The following is a 15405-nucleotide window of genomic DNA, read 5'->3' as shown; positions in this document are numbered from 1 at the left end:
TTGGGCGCTCCCTGCAACCGACAAATACGAATGCGCCTATGCAGGCTTCAGCAGGACGTGCCGCTTCTTGCCGAGCGACAATTTGACGACGCCTTCCGGCGTCAGATTGGCCGGCGTCAGCAGCATCTTCTCGTCGGTGACCGCGACATCGTTGACGCGCAGGCCGCCGCCCTTGATCTGCCGCCGCGCTTCGCCGTTGGAGGCGACGAGCTCGGCCTTGACGAAGGCGACGAGCACGCCGACGCCGGCTCCGAATTCGCCGCGCGGAATTTCCACCGTCGGCAAGGTCTCGGCCAGCGCACCTTCCTCGAAGGTGCGGCGCGCGGTCTCGGCGGCTTCATTGGCCGCATCGCGGCCATGGAGCAGGGCGGTGGCCTCGGTTGCCAGCACCTTCTTGGCTTCGTTGATCTCGCTGCCACCGAGCGCGGCGAGCTTGCCGATCTCGCTCATCGGCAGGATCGTGAACAGCTTGAGGAATTTGACGACGTCGGCGTCCTCGACGTTGCGCCAGTATTGCCAGAAATCGTACGGCGAGAACTGGTCGGCGTTGAGCCACACCGCGCCCTTGGCGGTCTTGCCCATCTTGTCGCCGGAGGCGGTGGTCAGCAACGGCGTGGTCAGCGCGAACAGCTGCGGCGAGCCCATGCGGCGGCCGAGATCGACGCCGTTGACGATGTTGCCCCACTGGTCGGAGCCGCCCATCTGCAGCCGGCAGCCGGCGCGGCGCGACAGCTCGACGAAGTCGTAGGCCTGGCAGACCATGTAGTTGAATTCGATGAAGCTCATCTCCTGCTCGCGCTCGAGCCGGAGCCGCACCGAATCCATCGTCAGCATGCGGTTGACCGAGAAGTGCCGGCCGATGTCGCGCAGCATCTCGATCCAGTTCAGCTTGGTCAGCCACTCGGCGTTGTCGAGCATGATGGCGTCGGAGGGCCCATTGCCATAGCGCAGCACCTTGGCGAACACGCCGCGGATCGAGGCCTTGTTGGCTTCGATCTCCGCGACCGTGCGCATCGCACGCGTCTCGTCCTTGCCGGAGGGGTCGCCGACCATCGTGGTGCCGCCGCCCATCAATGTGATCGGCTTGTTGCCGCTCTGTTGCAGCCAGTACAGCATCATCATGGTGAGGAAGTTGCCGATGTGCAGCGACGGCGCGGTGCAGTCATAGCCGACATAGGCGGTCGCCTCGCCCTTCGCGGCAAGCGCGTCGAGGCCCTCGAAATCGGAGCACTGGTGGACGAAGCCGCGTTCCTGTAGAGTGTTCAGGAAATCCGATTTAAATGCAGTCATTTGTCGGCGAGCCAGATCATTCTTGTTTTACGGTTTTTGCATCTATTTGCGGAACCTTGAGGCTTGAGGCTGCCGCAGGCGGACGCGCAGTGGCATTATAGGATGTACTTGTTTGAGACAAGCCGGGGGTTCCCGGCTGGGGCGCTTCCACAATGATGTTAACGGCACTCGGTCTGATGAGCGGGACCTCGCTCGACGGGGTCGACGTGGCACTGATCGAGACCGACGGCCGCCAGATCAAGGCCTTCGGGCCTACAGGCTATCGACCCTATACCGACAGCGAGCGCAGCCTGCTGCGCCAGGCGCTGACCGAGGCCGTCCATCTGACACAGCGCGACGCCCGGCCGGGGATCTTGCGGCAGGCCGAGCAGGCCGTCACGTCAGCCCATGCTGCGGCCGTCGCCAGCTTCATGGCGCAGACCCGGATCTCCGCCCAGGACATCGACATCGTCGGGTTCCATGGCCAGACCGTGCTGCACCGCCCCGAGCGGAGGTTGACGGTCCAGATCGGCGATGCCCTGGCGCTCGCCAAAGCGATCCACATTCCGGTGATGCATGATTTCCGCGCCGCCGACGTCGAGGCCGGCGGGCAGGGCGCGCCGCTCGTGCCGGTCTACCACCGCGCGCTGGCGCAATCGCTGAACCGCGAGGGGCCGACCGTCGTGGTCAATATCGGCGGCGTCTCCAACATCACCTATATCGACGGAACCGACACGCTGATCGCCTGCGACACCGGGCCCGGCAACGCGCTGCTCGACGACTTCATGTTCCGCCAGATGCATCAGCCGTACGACACCGCCGGGAAATTTGCCGCGCTGGGCAAACCAGACGAAGCCTGGATCGCACAGGCGTTGAGGCTGCCGTTCTTCTCGGTTCCGCCGCCGAAATCGCTCGACCGCAACGACTTTGCCAGCCTGAAGCTCGGCGCCGTGGCGCCGGCCGATGGCGCTGCGACGCTGACCGCTTTCACGGCGGCCGCGATCGCTCGCGTGGTGCCGCTGCTGCCGAAGGCGCCGAAGAGCTGGATCATCTGCGGCGGCGGCGCCTCCAACCTCACCATGCTGCGGATGCTGCGCGAGCGCCTGACGCCGGCGCTCGTCGAGCCCGCCGAGGCGCTCGGCTGGGCGGCGGACGCGATCGAGGCGCAGGCCTTCGGCTTCCTCGCCGCGCGCGGCATGAAGGGCCTGCCGCTGAGCTACCCCACCACCACGGGGGTGCCGATCCCGATGACCGGGGGCATCATCGCGCGACCGTGATTTAGATGCAAATGCATCTACCTTGACAGTTCCATGCCGCAGCATTTAATTCGATGCAGTTGCATTGGAACGCGAGGTTCGTCATGGCCGCCCTGAAGCTGATCAGCCACAAGCTCTGTCCCTACGTGCAACGCGCGGTGATCGCGCTGCACGAGAAGGGCGTGCCGTTCGAGCGGATCGACATCGATCTCGCCAACAAGCCGGACTGGTTCCTGAAGATCTCGCCGCTCGGCAAGGTGCCGGTGCTGGTCGTGACCGGTGACGACGGCAAGGAGGTCGCGCTGTTCGAGAGCAACGTGATCTGCGAGTACATCGAGGAGACGCAAGGCGGCGCGAAGCTGCATCCGGGGGATGCACTGACGCGCGCCGAGCATCGCGCCTGGATGGAGTTCGGCTCGGCCATTCTCGGCGACCTCTGGGGGCTCGAGACTGCGACCGATGCCGCGGTCTTCGAGGGCAAGCGGCAGGCGGTCGCCGCAAAATTCGCGCGCGTCGAGGCTGCGCTCGGCGCGGGTCCGTTCTTCGCGGGCGCCAGGTTCAGTCTGGTGGATGCGGTGTTCGCGCCGGTCTTCCGCTATTTCGATCTGTTCGACCAGCTGACCGATCTAGCCGTGTTCACCCACACGCCAAAGGTTCGCGCGTGGCGTAGTGCGCTGGCGCAGCGGCCGAGCGTGCGCAGCGCCGTGTCGCCTGAATATCCCGCGCTGCTGCACGCGTTCCTGGTCGGCCACCGCGCGCACATGCTGAAGCTTGCCGCGTAACCCATGTCGCACTCCATTGCCTGGATCGCGCTGGTCGTCGCCGGTCTTCTCGACGTCGGCTGGGCCATCTCGATGAAATATGCCGAAGGCTATACGCGCCTTGGCTGGACGCTGGTCTCGCTGGCGCTGCTCGCCGCGTTCGTGTTCCTGCTCGGGCGCGCGTTGCAGGTGCTCGGCGTCGGCGTCGCCTACACGGTATGGACCGGCATCGGCGCGGTCGGCACGCTGACCATGGGCGTGCTGCTGTTCAACGAGGCTTTGAATCCGATGAAGGTCGCCGGGATCGCGTTGGTCTTGGTCGGCATCGCCGCGCTGAAATTCGCGCCGGAATAAATCCGTAGCCCGGATGGAGCGAAGCGCAATCCGGGATCAGTTGTGCCACTAGTGAGAGCTGTCCCGGATTTCGCGGAGCCTGTCATCGGGCGCGCGTTCGCGCGACCCGTTGGCTCCATCCGGGCTACAAGATCGCCTCAGCGCACGTTGGCGAGGCGCATGTCGAGATAGCCGGTCACCGTCTCCATCAGCGGCTCGAGCTTGCCGTCGAAGAAATGGTTGGCACCGGGGATGACCTGCTGGTCGATCACGATGCCCTTCTGCGTCTTCAGCTTCTCGACCAGCGTGTTGACGTCCTTGGGCGGCACCACGGCATCCTTGTCGCCGTGCACGATCAGGCCCGACGACGGGCAGGGCGCGAGGAACGAGAAGTCGTAGAGGTTGGCGGGCGGCGCGATCGAGATGAAGCCCTCGACCTCGGGACGGCGCATCAAGAGCTGCATGCCGATCCATGCGCCGAACGAGAAGCCCGCAACCCAGCAGGCGCGCGCCTCCGGATTGATCGCCTGCGCCCAGTCGAGCGCGCTCGCGGCGTCTGACAATTCGCCGGTGCCGTGATCGAACGAGCCCTGGCTGCGGCCGACGCCACGGAAGTTGAAGCGCAGCACCGAGAAGCCGCGATGCGCGAACGCGTAATAGCACTGGTAGACGATCTGGTGGTTCATCGTGCCGTGGAACTGCGGATGCGGATGCAGGATCATCGCGATCGGCGCGTTCTTCTGCTTGGCCGGATGGTAGCGGCCTTCGAGACGGCCAGCAGGGCCGGTGAAAATGACTTCAGGCATTGTGTTCCCTTGATTGACGCGTTCCCTTGATTGACGTCGATCAATCAACCGGTTGGAGCCATCTTCGGCGACGGGCGCGAGCAGAGCGGCTCATGATGAAATCAGCGCAGGCGCCGCCGGGCGGCACGCTGGAAGGCCTTCTAGCATGACGCAAGGGGCAAAAATCAAGGAAATTGTGCCGCTTGGCAGGTGCTAATCCGCTCCGTGACGCACGCGTAGCCGGCGCGTCGGCGGCGACCCGGATCGACACGCCGAATTGCTCGTTGGCTACCTGAAGTTTTGCTTTGTCATATTGCTATCGCGCGCGGGGCGCGGCGCAAGGAAACTGCGAATGTCTTGCCAGGCAACACGATGGGACTCCCGGCGAGTGTGAAAAATCGCTGGCATTGGTGACTCTGATCTGGTCTCGCTGCCCGACTGTCGTTATGTCGCAGTGGAAGGCCGCAATCACGGTGGTTGCCGCGGACAAGCTCGATGGCCGATCGCGTCTATCTCGACTGGAATGCCACCACGCCGCTTCGCCAGGAGGCGAAGGCGGCGATGACTGCGGCATGGGAATTGAGCGGCAACCCGTCCTCGGTGCACAGCGAGGGACGCCGCGCGCGCCGGCTGGTCGAGGATGCCCGCAGTGCGGTGGCGAATGCGGTCGGCGGCCGGGCGCAGGACGTCGTGTTTCTCTCCGGCGGGACCGAAGCCAATGCGCTCGCACTGACGCCGGGATTGCGCCGCGGTGCAGGCGCGCCGGTCAGCCGGCTGCTCGTGTCCGCGATCGAGCACGCGTCTGTCCTCGCGGGCGGACGGTTCGCGCGCGAGGCCACCCTCGCGATCAATGTCACGCGCGCCGGGGTGATCGATCTCGATCATCTGCGTGCGCTGCTGGCCGACGGTGCGCCCGCGCTGGTCTCGGTGATGCTGGCGAACAACGAGACCGGCGCCATCCAGCCGGTGGCTGACGTCGCCGAGACCGTCCACGCGGCCGGTGGCCTAATGCACGTCGACGCGATCCAGGCGTTCGGAAAGATCCCGTTCGATCTCGCCTCGACCCAGGCCGATCTCGTGACGCTGTCGGCGCACAAGATCGGTGGACCGAAGGGCGCAGGCGCACTGGTGCTTGCCGAAGGCGTCGAAGGGCTGGAGGCGTTCTTGCGCGGCGGCGGGCAGGAGCTCGGACGACGGGCAGGGACCGAGAACGTCGCAGGGATTGCCGGTTTTGGTGCGGCCGCGAAGGCCGCGATGGTGGCGCTGAAGGCCGACGCCGCCCGCGTCAGGGGACTGCGCGACCGGCTCGAGCACGGGCTGCGGCAGACGCCGGACGTGGTGGTCTTCTCCGATGACGTGAAGCGGTTGCCGAATACCGTTCTGTTCACAGCGCCCGGCATGAAGGCCGAAACGGCGGTCATCGGATTCGACCTGGCGGGGGTAGCGGTGTCGTCCGGTTCCGCCTGCTCGTCGGGCAAGGTCCAGCCGTCCCACGTCCTGGAGGCAATGGGATACCGTCCAGAGGTGTCCCAGGGAGCGGTGCGGCTTAGTCTTGGCTGGTCTACCACGGAGACAGACGTGGATTTGACCCTCAAGGCTTGGCGAAAGCTCGCCGATACCTTAGTTAAGGGAGAGCGACGAAACACAGCTTGAACAGTTCTAAGCGGGTGATTTCGTCTTCAAAGCATCGTAAGAGACTTCGGAACTTGAGATCCACCGCGGTCCTTGAAACCGCGAGCGGAGGATTGAATGCCTGCTGTACAAGAGACGGTCGAGCGCGTCCGGCGCATCGACGTCGACCAGTATCGTTATGGATTTGAGACGCTGATCGAGTCCGACAAGGCCCCGAAAGGCCTGTCGGAAGACACCGTCCGCTTCATTTCCGCAAAGAAGAACGAGCCGGCCTGGATGCTGGAATGGCGTCTGGAGGCGTATCGCCGCTGGCTGACCATGACCGAGCCGACCTGGGCGCGCGTCAACTATCCGAAGATCGACTATCAGGATCTTTATTATTACTCGGCGCCGAAGCCGAAGAAGACGCTGTCCTCGATCGACGAGATCGATCCGGAAATCCTCAAGACCTATGAGAAGCTCGGCATTCCGCTCCGCGAAGTCGCCGTTCTCGAGGGCGTCGAGCCGCCGCCCGGCGGCCCGCCGTCGGCCAATCGCAAGATCGCGGTCGATGCGGTGTTCGATTCGGTGTCGGTCGCGACCACCTTCCAGAAGGAGCTGAAGGCGGCCGGCGTGATCTTCATGCCGATCTCGGAGGCGATCCGCGAGCATCCCGAGCTGGTGCAGAAATATCTCGGCACCGTGGTGCCGACCTCGGACAATTACTTCGCGACGCTGAACTCGGCGGTGTTCTCCGACGGCTCGTTCGTCTACGTGCCGCCGGGCGTGCGCTGCCCGATGGAGCTGTCGACCTATTTCCGCATCAACGAGCGCAACACCGGCCAGTTCGAGCGCACGCTGATCATCGCCGACAAGGGCTCCTACGTCTCCTATCTCGAAGGCTGCACCGCACCGCAGCGCGACGAGAACCAGCTGCACGCCGCCGTGGTCGAGCTGGTCACGCTCGACGACGCCGAGATCAAGTATTCGACGGTGCAGAACTGGTACCCCGGCAATTCCGAGGGCAAGGGCGGCATCTACAATTTCGTCACCAAGCGTGGCGACTGCCGCGGCAAGAACTCCAAGATCTCCTGGACCCAGGTCGAGACCGGTTCGGCGATCACCTGGAAGTATCCGAGCTGCATCCTGCGCGGCGACAATTCGAGCGGCGAGTTCTACTCGATCGCGATCTCGAACGGCTTCCAGCAGGTCGATAGCGGCACCAAGATGATCCACCTCGGCAAGAACACGTCGAGCCGGATCATCTCCAAGGGCATCGCCGCCGGCAAGTCGCAGAACACCTATCGCGGTCTCGTCAGCGCGCATCGTAAAGCCACCGGCGCGCGCAACTACACCGCCTGCGACTCGCTCCTGATCGGCGACAAATGCGGCGCGCACACCGTGCCCTATGTCGAGGCCAAGAATTCCTCGGCGACGTTCGAGCACGAAGCGACGACGTCGAAGATTTCCGAGGACGTGCTGTTCTACTGCATCCAGCGCGGGCTCTCGCAGGAAGAAGCCGTCGGCCTCGTCGTCAACGGCTTCGTGAAGGACGTGCTGCAGCAACTGCCGATGGAGTTCGCGGTGGAAGCGCAGAAGCTGATCTCGATCAGCCTTGAAGGTTCGGTTGGCTAATCCATCCCGCTAACGGCGCGGCCGACGCGCCCCGGGGTGATGCTCAGGAAAAAATCAGATGTCTCTGCTTGAAGTGAAAGATCTGCAGGTCCGTGTCGAGGAGCGCGAGATCCTCCACGGGCTGTCGCTCACGGTGAACCCGGGCGAGGTGCACGCGATCATGGGGCCGAACGGCTCCGGCAAATCGACGCTCTCCCACGTCATCGCGGGCAAGCCGGGCTACGAAGTCACCGGCGGCCAAATCCTGTACAAGGGCGAGGACCTCCTGGAGATGGCGCCCAATGAGCGCGCCGCCAGGGGCGTGTTCCTGGCGTTCCAGTATCCGGTCGAAATCCCCGGCGTGACCACCTGGAATTTCCTGCACGCGGCGCTCAACGCCCAGCGCAAGGCGCGCGGCGAGGACGAGCTCTCGTCGCCGGCCTTCCTCAAGAAGGTCCGCGAAGTCGCCAAGTCGCTCAATATTCCGCAGGACATGCTGAAGCGCGGCGTCAATGTCGGCTTCTCCGGCGGCGAGAAGAAGCGCAATGAGATCTTGCAGATGGCGCTGTTCGAGCCGGCCGTCTGCATCCTCGACGAAATGGATTCCGGCCTCGACATCGACGCGCTACGGATCGCCGCCGACGGCGTCAATGCGCTGCGCTCGCCGGAGCGCGCGATGGTCGTCATCACCCACTATCAGCGGCTGCTCAACTACATCGTGCCCGATGTCGTGCACGTGATGTCGAAGGGCCGGGTGGTGAAGAGCGGCGGCAAGGAACTGGCGCTGGAGCTGGAAGAGTCCGGCTACGCGCAGTTCGAAGACGCTGCCTGACAAATGCGGGTTCTCAGATGAACGTTGTTGCAAAGACCGAGACCGGGCGCGCGCTGAGCGATGCTTTCGCCGTCGCGCGCGACCGTCTGCCGGGCAAGGGCAAGATCGCCGATCAGCGCCGCGAGGCGTTCGAGGCCTATGAGCGCCTTGGCTTGCCGCATCGCCGGATCGAGGACTGGAAATACACCGACCTGCGCGCGCTGATGCGCGAGGTGCTGCCGCTGGCCCCTGCGCCGGATGCGGCGGCGCTGGGGCGTGCTGCTGCTGCGGTCAAGCTGCGGGCGATCGACGACGTGCGCCGCCTGGTGCTGGTCGATGGCGTGTTCGCGCCTGACCTCTCCGACCTCGGTCATCTCGATAAGGGTCTGAGCATCCGCCCGCTGCGCGAGGTGCTGGAGGACGGTGGAGAGGCGCTCTCGTCGGATTATTCCAACCCCATGATCGCGCTGAACGGCGCGATGGCGACTGATGGCGTGTTCATCAAGATCGCCGACGGCGCGGTGCTGAGCCAGCCGCTACACATCGTGCACGTGGCGTCCGGCGCGGCTCCGGCGGCGATGTTCACGCGGTCGCTGCTTGGCCTCGGTCGCGATGCCAGCGCGACGCTGGTGGAAAGCTTTCTTGCTGCCGAAGGCGCCGGAACCTACCAGGCACACGACGCGCTGGTCGTCTTGATCGGCGACAATGCGCGGTTCGATCACGTGCGTCTGGTCGAGGACAGCGTCGATGCCTTCAACATTTCGTCGGCGACCGTGTCGCTCGGCGCGCATGCCCATTTCAACACGTTCGGGCTGACCTCGGGCGGTCATGTCAGCCGCTACCAGCTGACGATCACCTGCGCCGGCGAAGGCTCGAAGGTCGAGACCAATGGCGTCAATCTGATCAACGGCAAGCAGCACGCTGACACCACGCTGTTCATTGATCACGCGGTGCCGCACTGCGCGAGCCGCGAGATCTTCCGGGCCGTCGTCGACGACCGCGCCCATTCCGTGTTCCAGGGCCGCATCATCGTCCGTCCGGATGCCCAGAAGACCGACGCCAAGATGATGACCCGCGCGCTGCTGCTGTCCGACGACGCGGAAGCCGATAACAAGCCCGAGCTCGAGATCTTCGCCGACGACGTCACCTGCGGTCATGGTGCGACCACCGGTGCGCTTGACGAGAGCCTGCTGTTCTACATGCGCGCCCGCGGACTGCCCGAGAAGGAAGCGCAGGCGCTTCTGATCCAGGCCTTCGTCGGCGAGGCGATCGAGACGATTGCCAGCGACGCGTTGCGCGAGGTCGCAATTGCCACCGCGCAGCGCTGGCTTCAGGCGAGGGCGTGAGCATGCACAAGGCGGTCGCCAACGGTTCTTACGACGTCGCCCTGGTGCGGCAGGATTTCCCGGCGCTCGCCATGCAGATCTACGGCAAGCCGCTGGTCTATCTCGACAACGCGGCATCGGCGCAGAAGCCGAATGCGGTGCTCGACCGCATGACCGAGGCCTACAAGAGCGAATACGCCAACGTGCATCGCGGCCTGCATTACCTCGCCAATGCCGCGACGGAGGCCTATGAGGGCGCCCGCGGCAAGGTCGCGCAGTTCATCAACGCCCGCCGCGCTGAAGAGATCGTCTTCACCCGCAACGTCACCGAGGCGATCAACCTGGTGGCATCGTCCTGGGGTGGGGTGAACATCAAGGAGGGCGACGAGATCGTCCTCTCGATCATGGAGCACCACTCCAACATCGTGCCGTGGCACTTCCTCAGGGAACGCCATGGTGCCGTGATCAAGTGGGCGCCGGTCGACGACGAAGGCAACTTCCTGATCGAGGAGTTCGAGAAGCTCCTGACGGCGCGCACCAAGATCGTCGCGATCACCCAGATGTCGAATGCCCTCGGCACCCTGGTTCCGGTCAAGGAGGTGGTCCGCCTCGCCCACGCCCGCGGCATTCCGGTGCTGGTGGATGGCGCGCAGGGCGCGGTGCATCTGCCTGTTGACGTCCAGGACCTCGATTGCGATTTCTACGCCTTCACCGGCCACAAGGTGTATGGGCCGACCGGCATCGGCGCGCTCTACGCCAAGCACGAGCATCTGGTGGCGATGCGGCCGTTCAACGGCGGCGGCGAGATGATCCGTGAAGTGGCCAAGGACTGGGTCACCTATGGCGATCCGCCGCACAAGTTCGAGGCCGGGACGCCGCCGATCGTCGAGGCGATCGGGCTCGGTGCCGCGATCGACTACGTCAATTCGATCGGCAAGGAGCGTATCGCCGCGCACGAGCACGAGCTGCTGACCTACGCGCAGGACCGCTTGCGCGAGATCAACTCGCTGCGCGTGATCGGAACCGCCCGCAACAAGGGGCCGGTGATCTCGTTCGAGATGAAGGGCGCGCATCCCCACGATGTCGCGACCGTGATCGACCGGCAGGGCATTGCGGTGCGTGCCGGCACCCATTGCGTGATGCCGCTTTTAGAGCGGTTCAACGTCACGGCCACCTGCCGGGCATCCTTCGGGATGTATAATACCAAGGAAGAAGTCGACCATTTGGCGCAGGCGCTGATCAAGGCGCGGGAATTGTTCGCATGACCGATACAGCCGAAGTCAAGACGGCCACCATGGAAACCACCTCGGCGCTGCCGGCGGAGGAGACCGAGCGCATGAGCGGCGAGATCGTCGCGGCGCTGAAGACGGTGTTCGACCCGGAAATCCCGGCCGACATCTACGAGCTCGGCCTGATCTACAAGGTCGATCTCAAGGATGACCGCTCGGTCGACATCCTGATGACGTTGACCACCCCGAACTGCCCGGCGGCCGGCGAGTTGCCGCAGATGGTCGAGAACGCGGTTGCCAGCGTCCCCGGCGTCGGCGTCGTCAACGTGAACCTGGTGTGGGATCCGGCCTGGACGCCGGACCGGATGTCGGACGAGGCGCGCCTCGTCCTCAATATGTGGTGATGCGTTAGGGGATTGAGCCTAAGCTCGAGATTGAATTGCCGCTGGGACTGACCACATGAGTGACATGACACAAGCCTCACCGACCCCAGCCAAGCCGAAGCGGCCGCGCCCGCAGGTCATGAGACTGACCGATGCCGCGGCGGAGCGGATTACCGAGCTGACCAAGCGCGCCGATTCCGAGATCGTCGGCCTGCGCGTCGGCATCAAGAACGGCGGCTGCGCCGGACAGTCCTACACCGTCGAATACGCCCACGAGATCCGCCCGACCGACGAAGTGGTCGAGGACAAGGGCGTGAAGATCCTGGTCGATCCGAAGGCCGTGCTGTTCCTGCTCGGCACCGAGATGGACTACGTGGCCGACAGGATGCAGGCCCAGTTCGTGTTCAACAACCCGAACCAGGTTTCCGCCTGCGGTTGTGGCGAATCGGTGCAGCTCAAGCCGGCGACGGTCTGATCGCTGCTGCGCCCTCGCGAGCGCGCAATCGCGCTCGCGCCTTGGATCCGATACCCTCCATCGTTGCATGTTGACGCCGTCGTCGACCATACTGCGTTGCCAACAGGCTGCGGCTGGCGCGTTCGGCCGCGCTGGAACAATGGTGGGCACATGGACCGCGAATTCCTGACCGACCTGTTCGCCGATTTCGGCCCGGTCACGCTGCGCCGGATGTTCTCCGGCTACGGCATCTCCGCTGACGGTACCAATTTCGCGCTCGCGCTACGCGCCGGGCTTTACTTCCGTGCCGACGAGGAGACCATCCCGCAATTCGAGGCCGAAGGCTGCGGACCGTTCCAGTACCAGACGCGCGCCAAGACGGTGACGGTGAACTCCTACTGGCAGCTGCCGGCGCGGCTGTTCGATGATTCCGAGGAGCTTGCGGTCTGGGCGCGCCTGGCGCTCGGCGCCGCCCAGCGCGCCGCGCTGCGCAAGCGGCCGAGGAAACGACCGGCCGCGCAAAAGGCGAAGGCGCCAGCAAAGAAGACTGCCGCAAAGAAGGTGGCGGGAAAGAAGATAGCGGCGCGGAAGCCGAGCGCAAAACCGTCCTCAGTTTCGAAGAAGCGCGTGAAGCGGAAAGAATCCTGAGCGACGCGCATTGCGCGCGTCTCAAGGCACGCTCAGAGGTCACGCCACGCGGGTCTGGGTCTCGGCGCTGTATTCCGGATCGGCTTCGCAGATCACGCGGTTGCGGCCGGCGCGCTTGGCACCGTAGAGGCAGGCATCGGCGCGCTCGATCAGGGAATCGGTGTCGTCGGCCGGCTTCAGCATGGAGACGCCGACCGAGATCGTGACACGGCCGAGGATCTCGCCGGTCGACTTCTTCTTCAGTTCCTTGGCCATCACGGCACGGCGGATGTGGTCGGCAACGGTCAGCGCCTGGCGCAGCGCGGTGTTCGGCAGCACCACCGCGAATTCCTCGCCGCCGTAGCGGGCGGTGATGTCCTGGCCCTTGATGGTCTGCTTCAGCGTTTGCGCCACCAGCCGCAGCACCTGATCACCGGTGAGGTGGCCGTAGGAGTCGTTGAACGACTTGAAGTGATCGATGTCGAACATCAGCAGCGACAGCGGTTCGCCGCTGGCGAGCGCAGTCTGCACCGCCATGTCGATCGAACGGTCGAAATACTTCCGGTTGCCGAGGCCGGTGAGCGGATCGGTCAGGCTCTCGGCGCGGATCGCCTCGAGGCTGTGTTGCAGATCGCTGATCTCCGACTTCGACAGCGCAAGCCGGTTCTCCAATGCCTGATTGGTCTCGCGCATCTCGCGCGTCGATTTGGCGAGCCCCTCGACGATGATCTTGATCTGGTCGCGGGAGGTCGCGGTCGAGAGCCGGTCGCTGGCGCCGACGAGGCTCGCGTCGTAGGTCGCGGACACGCCGAGCGCATCGGTGATCAGCCGCATGACGGCGTCGATCTCGCCGATGACGCGCGCGCCGACCTTGTCGATGCGGTCCGAGGTCTTGATGTGCGAAAGGTAGGTTTCGTAGATCTGCTCGAGATCGGATTCAGAGAGCTTGCCGCAGCGCGCAAGCGTCTCGTTGATGACCTTGTTCAGCGGTGCGTTGTATCCGGTCGCGTAGACGTACCAGATTTCGTAGTTGCGCGGCACGGCGGTCTGGCGAAGCGAGCGGATCTGGCCAAGCGCGACTTCGGCAAAGGCCAACGTACGTTCGTGTTCGTCCAGCAGCTTGACCACTGTCACGTCCTCAATGCACGCAATGCCGGTCATGCCCGGCAGCAATGACTAAATTATTGGCGCGAGGGTACGGGACGAGAATGAAGGCAAGGTAAATAGTGGAACTAGGGGGATTTCGCCGCAACTAATGTCGTACGAGCTCGAGTCCGTCGCGGATCGAGCCCGGCTTTGGCAAGCCTTTCGCTTGCTCGCCATTATGTCGCGAAACCGAGCGCATTTGCTTCAAACGCGAGCGATCAGCGTGGGCGTCGGTCGCCGGCAGCGACACAGACTCCGCAGGATACCGCCGCTGGTGCGGCGGCATCGGAGCCGGTCTTAGGCGCGTGCGCGCACAGGTCGCAGCAGGAAGGCGGGCAGGTGCGAATGATCGGCGGGCTCGTGGTCCACCTCGCGCTGCGGCCGCCGTGGCTCGGCGCGCCCGATCGACGGCACGTGCGCCGGGGTGGCCTGCGGCGAAGAGTTGCGGCCGTGGCGCGGTTCGCGCTCCGGCTTGGCTGCACGCTCCTGGCGGGGCTCCTGGTCCTGACGCGGCTCACGCTCACCGTGACGCGCCTCGCGTTCAACGTGACGCGGCTCGCGCTCACGTCGCGGCTTGCGGCCGCCACGGGCGCCGTCGCGCGAACCTTCGCGGCTGCGCGAGCGACGCGGCGCCGTGTCGTCGGAGGCCTCGCTGTGAACGGTGAAGTCGCCCTCAGCGCGCGGGATCGGCTGGCCGATCAGCTTCTCGATCGCCGTCATCGACTTGCTGTCGAGCGAGGTGACGATGGAGATCGCAGTGCCGGTCCGCCCGGCGCGGCCGGTGCGGCCGATGCGGTGGACGTAATCATCGGGGTGGTGCGGCACGTCGAAATTGAAGACGTGGCTCACCGCGGGAATGTCGAGGCCGCGGGCGGCGACGTCGGAGGCGACGAGCAGCGGAATCTCGCCCTTGCGGAATTGATCCAGCGCCGCGGTGCGGGCGGACTGATCCATATCGCCGTGGAGGGCACCGACACTGAAGCCGTGCTTCTGGAGTGATTTGTGAAGGACGGCGACTTCGCGCTTGCGATTGCAGAAGATAATCGCGTTGTTGAGATCCTTGGCGTCGCGCAGCAGGCGGCGGAGGATTTCGCGCTTGTCATGCGCCTCGCGACCGGCCGGGACCTGCAATTGCGTCACGGTGACGGCGGTGGTGGCGGGTTTGGAGACTTCGATCCGCGCAGGATTGTGCAGGAAGGCCTCGGTGATGCGGCTGATCTCCGGGGGCATCGTCGCGGTGAAGAACAGGGTCTGCCGCGTGAACGGGACGAGCTTGCAGATGCGTTCGATGTCGGGAATGAACCCCATGTCGAGCATGCGGTCGGCTTCGTCGATCACCAGCAGCTCGACGCCGGTGAGCAGCAATCCGCCGCGTTCGGTGTGGTCGAGCAGGCGGCCCGGCGTTGCGATCAGGACGTCGACGCCGCGCATCAGCTTGGAGTCCTGGTCGCCGAACGAGACGCCGCCGATCAGCAGCGCCACGTTCAATTTCTGACCGGCGCCGTATTTGTCGAACTGCTCCTTCACCTGCGCGGCTAGCTCGCGGGTCGGCTCGAGGATCAGGGTGCGCGGCATGCGTGCCCGCGCGCGGCCCTTCTCGAGCAGGGTGAGCATCGGGAGAACGAAGGCAGCGGTCTTGCCGGTGCCGGTCTGGGCAATGCCGAGCACGTCGCGCCGGGCGAGGACGTGCGGGATTGCCTGTTCCTGGATGGGAGTGGGGGTGGTGTAACCGGTAGCCGCAACTGCGGCGAGGACCTTATCGGACAGGCCTAGATTGGAAAAAGACATTGAGCCTCTGGTC

The 15405-nt window shown here is 64.8% G+C and carries 15 protein-coding genes; 11 read left to right on the top strand and 4 right to left on the bottom strand.

What is annotated here, in order from left to right; translation table 11 throughout:
* Positions 1-36: 36 nt before the first annotated feature.
* Positions 37-1290, bottom strand: coding sequence for a tyrosine--tRNA ligase (gene tyrS / locus AAFG07_RS23180; protein WP_342722193.1), 1254 nt, complete (start codon positions 1288-1290; stop codon positions 37-39).
* A 152-nt stretch (positions 1291-1442) separates the two neighbouring features.
* On the opposite strand from tyrS, the gene AAFG07_RS23175 reads away from it, so the two are divergent.
* The 3 genes from AAFG07_RS23175 (at position 1443) to AAFG07_RS23165 (ending at position 3640) form a co-directional block, all read left to right on the top strand.
* A complete protein-coding gene (locus tag AAFG07_RS23175) occupies positions 1443-2546 on the top strand; it encodes an anhydro-N-acetylmuramic acid kinase (protein WP_342722192.1) in 1104 nt (367 codons plus the stop codon).
* 83 nt (positions 2547-2629) lie between these two features.
* The gene (locus AAFG07_RS23170; RefSeq protein ID WP_342722191.1) at positions 2630-3307 is read left to right on the top strand and encodes a glutathione S-transferase family protein; all 678 of its coding nucleotides are present in this window, start codon (positions 2630-2632) and stop codon (positions 3305-3307) included.
* Positions 3308-3310: 3 nt separating this feature from the next.
* Positions 3311-3640, top strand: coding sequence for a multidrug efflux SMR transporter (locus AAFG07_RS23165; RefSeq protein ID WP_342722190.1), 330 nt, complete (start codon positions 3311-3313; stop codon positions 3638-3640).
* Positions 3641-3777: 137 nt separating this feature from the next.
* Here the strand turns inward: AAFG07_RS23165 and AAFG07_RS23160 are convergent, their stop codons facing one another.
* A complete protein-coding gene (locus AAFG07_RS23160; RefSeq protein ID WP_016843213.1) occupies positions 3778-4425 on the bottom strand; it encodes an alpha/beta hydrolase in 648 nt (215 codons plus the stop codon).
* 474 nt (positions 4426-4899) lie between these two features.
* Here AAFG07_RS23160 and AAFG07_RS23155 point away from each other — a divergent pair, with 474 nt between their 5' ends.
* From AAFG07_RS23155 to AAFG07_RS23120, 8 genes are all read left to right on the top strand, one after another.
* A complete protein-coding gene (locus AAFG07_RS23155; protein WP_342722189.1) occupies positions 4900-6057 on the top strand; it encodes a cysteine desulfurase family protein in 1158 nt (385 codons plus the stop codon).
* A gap of 96 nt (positions 6058-6153) precedes the next feature.
* Entirely contained in the window at positions 6154-7650 is a 1497-nt protein-coding gene (sufB, locus tag AAFG07_RS23150) for a Fe-S cluster assembly protein SufB (protein ID WP_212317493.1), read from the top strand.
* A gap of 58 nt (positions 7651-7708) precedes the next feature.
* A complete protein-coding gene (gene sufC / locus AAFG07_RS23145; protein WP_342722188.1) occupies positions 7709-8461 on the top strand; it encodes a Fe-S cluster assembly ATPase SufC in 753 nt (250 codons plus the stop codon).
* Positions 8462-8478: 17 nt separating this feature from the next.
* Positions 8479-9786, top strand: coding sequence for a Fe-S cluster assembly protein SufD (sufD, locus tag AAFG07_RS23140; RefSeq protein WP_342722187.1), 1308 nt, complete (start codon positions 8479-8481; stop codon positions 9784-9786).
* Positions 9783-11030, top strand: coding sequence for a cysteine desulfurase (locus tag AAFG07_RS23135; protein WP_342722185.1), 1248 nt, complete (start codon positions 9783-9785; stop codon positions 11028-11030). Before sufD ends, AAFG07_RS23135 begins: the two co-directional genes overlap by 4 nt.
* Positions 11027-11398 carry an SUF system Fe-S cluster assembly protein gene (locus tag AAFG07_RS23130; protein ID WP_028342143.1) on the top strand — a complete coding sequence of 124 codons (372 nt, stop codon included), beginning with the start codon at positions 11027-11029 and terminating at the stop codon, positions 11396-11398. Before AAFG07_RS23135 ends, AAFG07_RS23130 begins: the two co-directional genes overlap by 4 nt.
* Before the next feature lie 64 nt (positions 11399-11462).
* Positions 11463-11852: an iron-sulfur cluster assembly accessory protein gene (locus tag AAFG07_RS23125; RefSeq protein WP_018271449.1), complete on the top strand. Its 390-nt coding sequence runs from the start codon at positions 11463-11465 to the stop codon at positions 11850-11852.
* A gap of 150 nt (positions 11853-12002) precedes the next feature.
* Complete coding sequence (locus tag AAFG07_RS23120) at positions 12003-12479, top strand: TfoX/Sxy family protein (protein WP_342722184.1); 477 nt, start codon at positions 12003-12005, stop codon at positions 12477-12479.
* A 39-nt stretch (positions 12480-12518) separates the two neighbouring features.
* Here AAFG07_RS23120 and AAFG07_RS23115 read toward each other — a convergent pair whose 3' ends face one another.
* Both AAFG07_RS23115 and AAFG07_RS23110 read right to left on the bottom strand, forming a co-directional pair.
* Entirely contained in the window at positions 12519-13586 is a 1068-nt protein-coding gene (locus AAFG07_RS23115; protein ID WP_342722183.1) for a GGDEF domain-containing protein, read from the bottom strand.
* Positions 13587-13901: 315 nt separating this feature from the next.
* Complete coding sequence (locus AAFG07_RS23110) at positions 13902-15392, bottom strand: DEAD/DEAH box helicase (RefSeq protein ID WP_342722182.1); 1491 nt, start codon at positions 15390-15392, stop codon at positions 13902-13904.
* Positions 15393-15405 lie beyond the last annotated feature (13 nt).

This window comes from Bradyrhizobium sp. B097 (assembly GCF_038957035.1).
Classification (GTDB): domain Bacteria; phylum Pseudomonadota; class Alphaproteobacteria; order Rhizobiales; family Xanthobacteraceae; genus Bradyrhizobium.
This window is presented reverse-complemented; position numbering and strand designations above follow the sequence as displayed.

What these genes read in the sequence shown, in the direction of transcription:
- tyrS (WP_342722193.1), bottom strand. Translation starts at nt 1,290, where the DNA reads ATGACTGCATTTAAATCGGATTTCCTGAACACTCTACAGGAACGCGGC.
- AAFG07_RS23175 (WP_342722192.1), top strand. Translation starts at nt 1,443, where the DNA reads ATGATGTTAACGGCACTCGGTCTGATGAGCGGGACCTCGCTCGACGGG.
- AAFG07_RS23170 (WP_342722191.1), top strand. Translation starts at nt 2,630, where the DNA reads ATGGCCGCCCTGAAGCTGATCAGCCACAAGCTCTGTCCCTACGTGCAA.
- AAFG07_RS23165 (WP_342722190.1), top strand. Translation starts at nt 3,311, where the DNA reads ATGTCGCACTCCATTGCCTGGATCGCGCTGGTCGTCGCCGGTCTTCTC.
- AAFG07_RS23160 (WP_016843213.1), bottom strand. Translation starts at nt 4,425, where the DNA reads ATGCCTGAAGTCATTTTCACCGGCCCTGCTGGCCGTCTCGAAGGCCGC.
- AAFG07_RS23155 (WP_342722189.1), top strand. Translation starts at nt 4,900, where the DNA reads ATGGCCGATCGCGTCTATCTCGACTGGAATGCCACCACGCCGCTTCGC.
- sufB (WP_212317493.1), top strand. Translation starts at nt 6,154, where the DNA reads ATGCCTGCTGTACAAGAGACGGTCGAGCGCGTCCGGCGCATCGACGTC.
- sufC (WP_342722188.1), top strand. Translation starts at nt 7,709, where the DNA reads ATGTCTCTGCTTGAAGTGAAAGATCTGCAGGTCCGTGTCGAGGAGCGC.
- sufD (WP_342722187.1), top strand. Translation starts at nt 8,479, where the DNA reads ATGAACGTTGTTGCAAAGACCGAGACCGGGCGCGCGCTGAGCGATGCT.
- AAFG07_RS23130 (WP_028342143.1), top strand. Translation starts at nt 11,027, where the DNA reads ATGACCGATACAGCCGAAGTCAAGACGGCCACCATGGAAACCACCTCG.
- AAFG07_RS23125 (WP_018271449.1), top strand. Translation starts at nt 11,463, where the DNA reads ATGACACAAGCCTCACCGACCCCAGCCAAGCCGAAGCGGCCGCGCCCG.
- AAFG07_RS23120 (WP_342722184.1), top strand. Translation starts at nt 12,003, where the DNA reads ATGGACCGCGAATTCCTGACCGACCTGTTCGCCGATTTCGGCCCGGTC.
- AAFG07_RS23110 (WP_342722182.1), bottom strand. Translation starts at nt 15,392, where the DNA reads ATGTCTTTTTCCAATCTAGGCCTGTCCGATAAGGTCCTCGCCGCAGTT.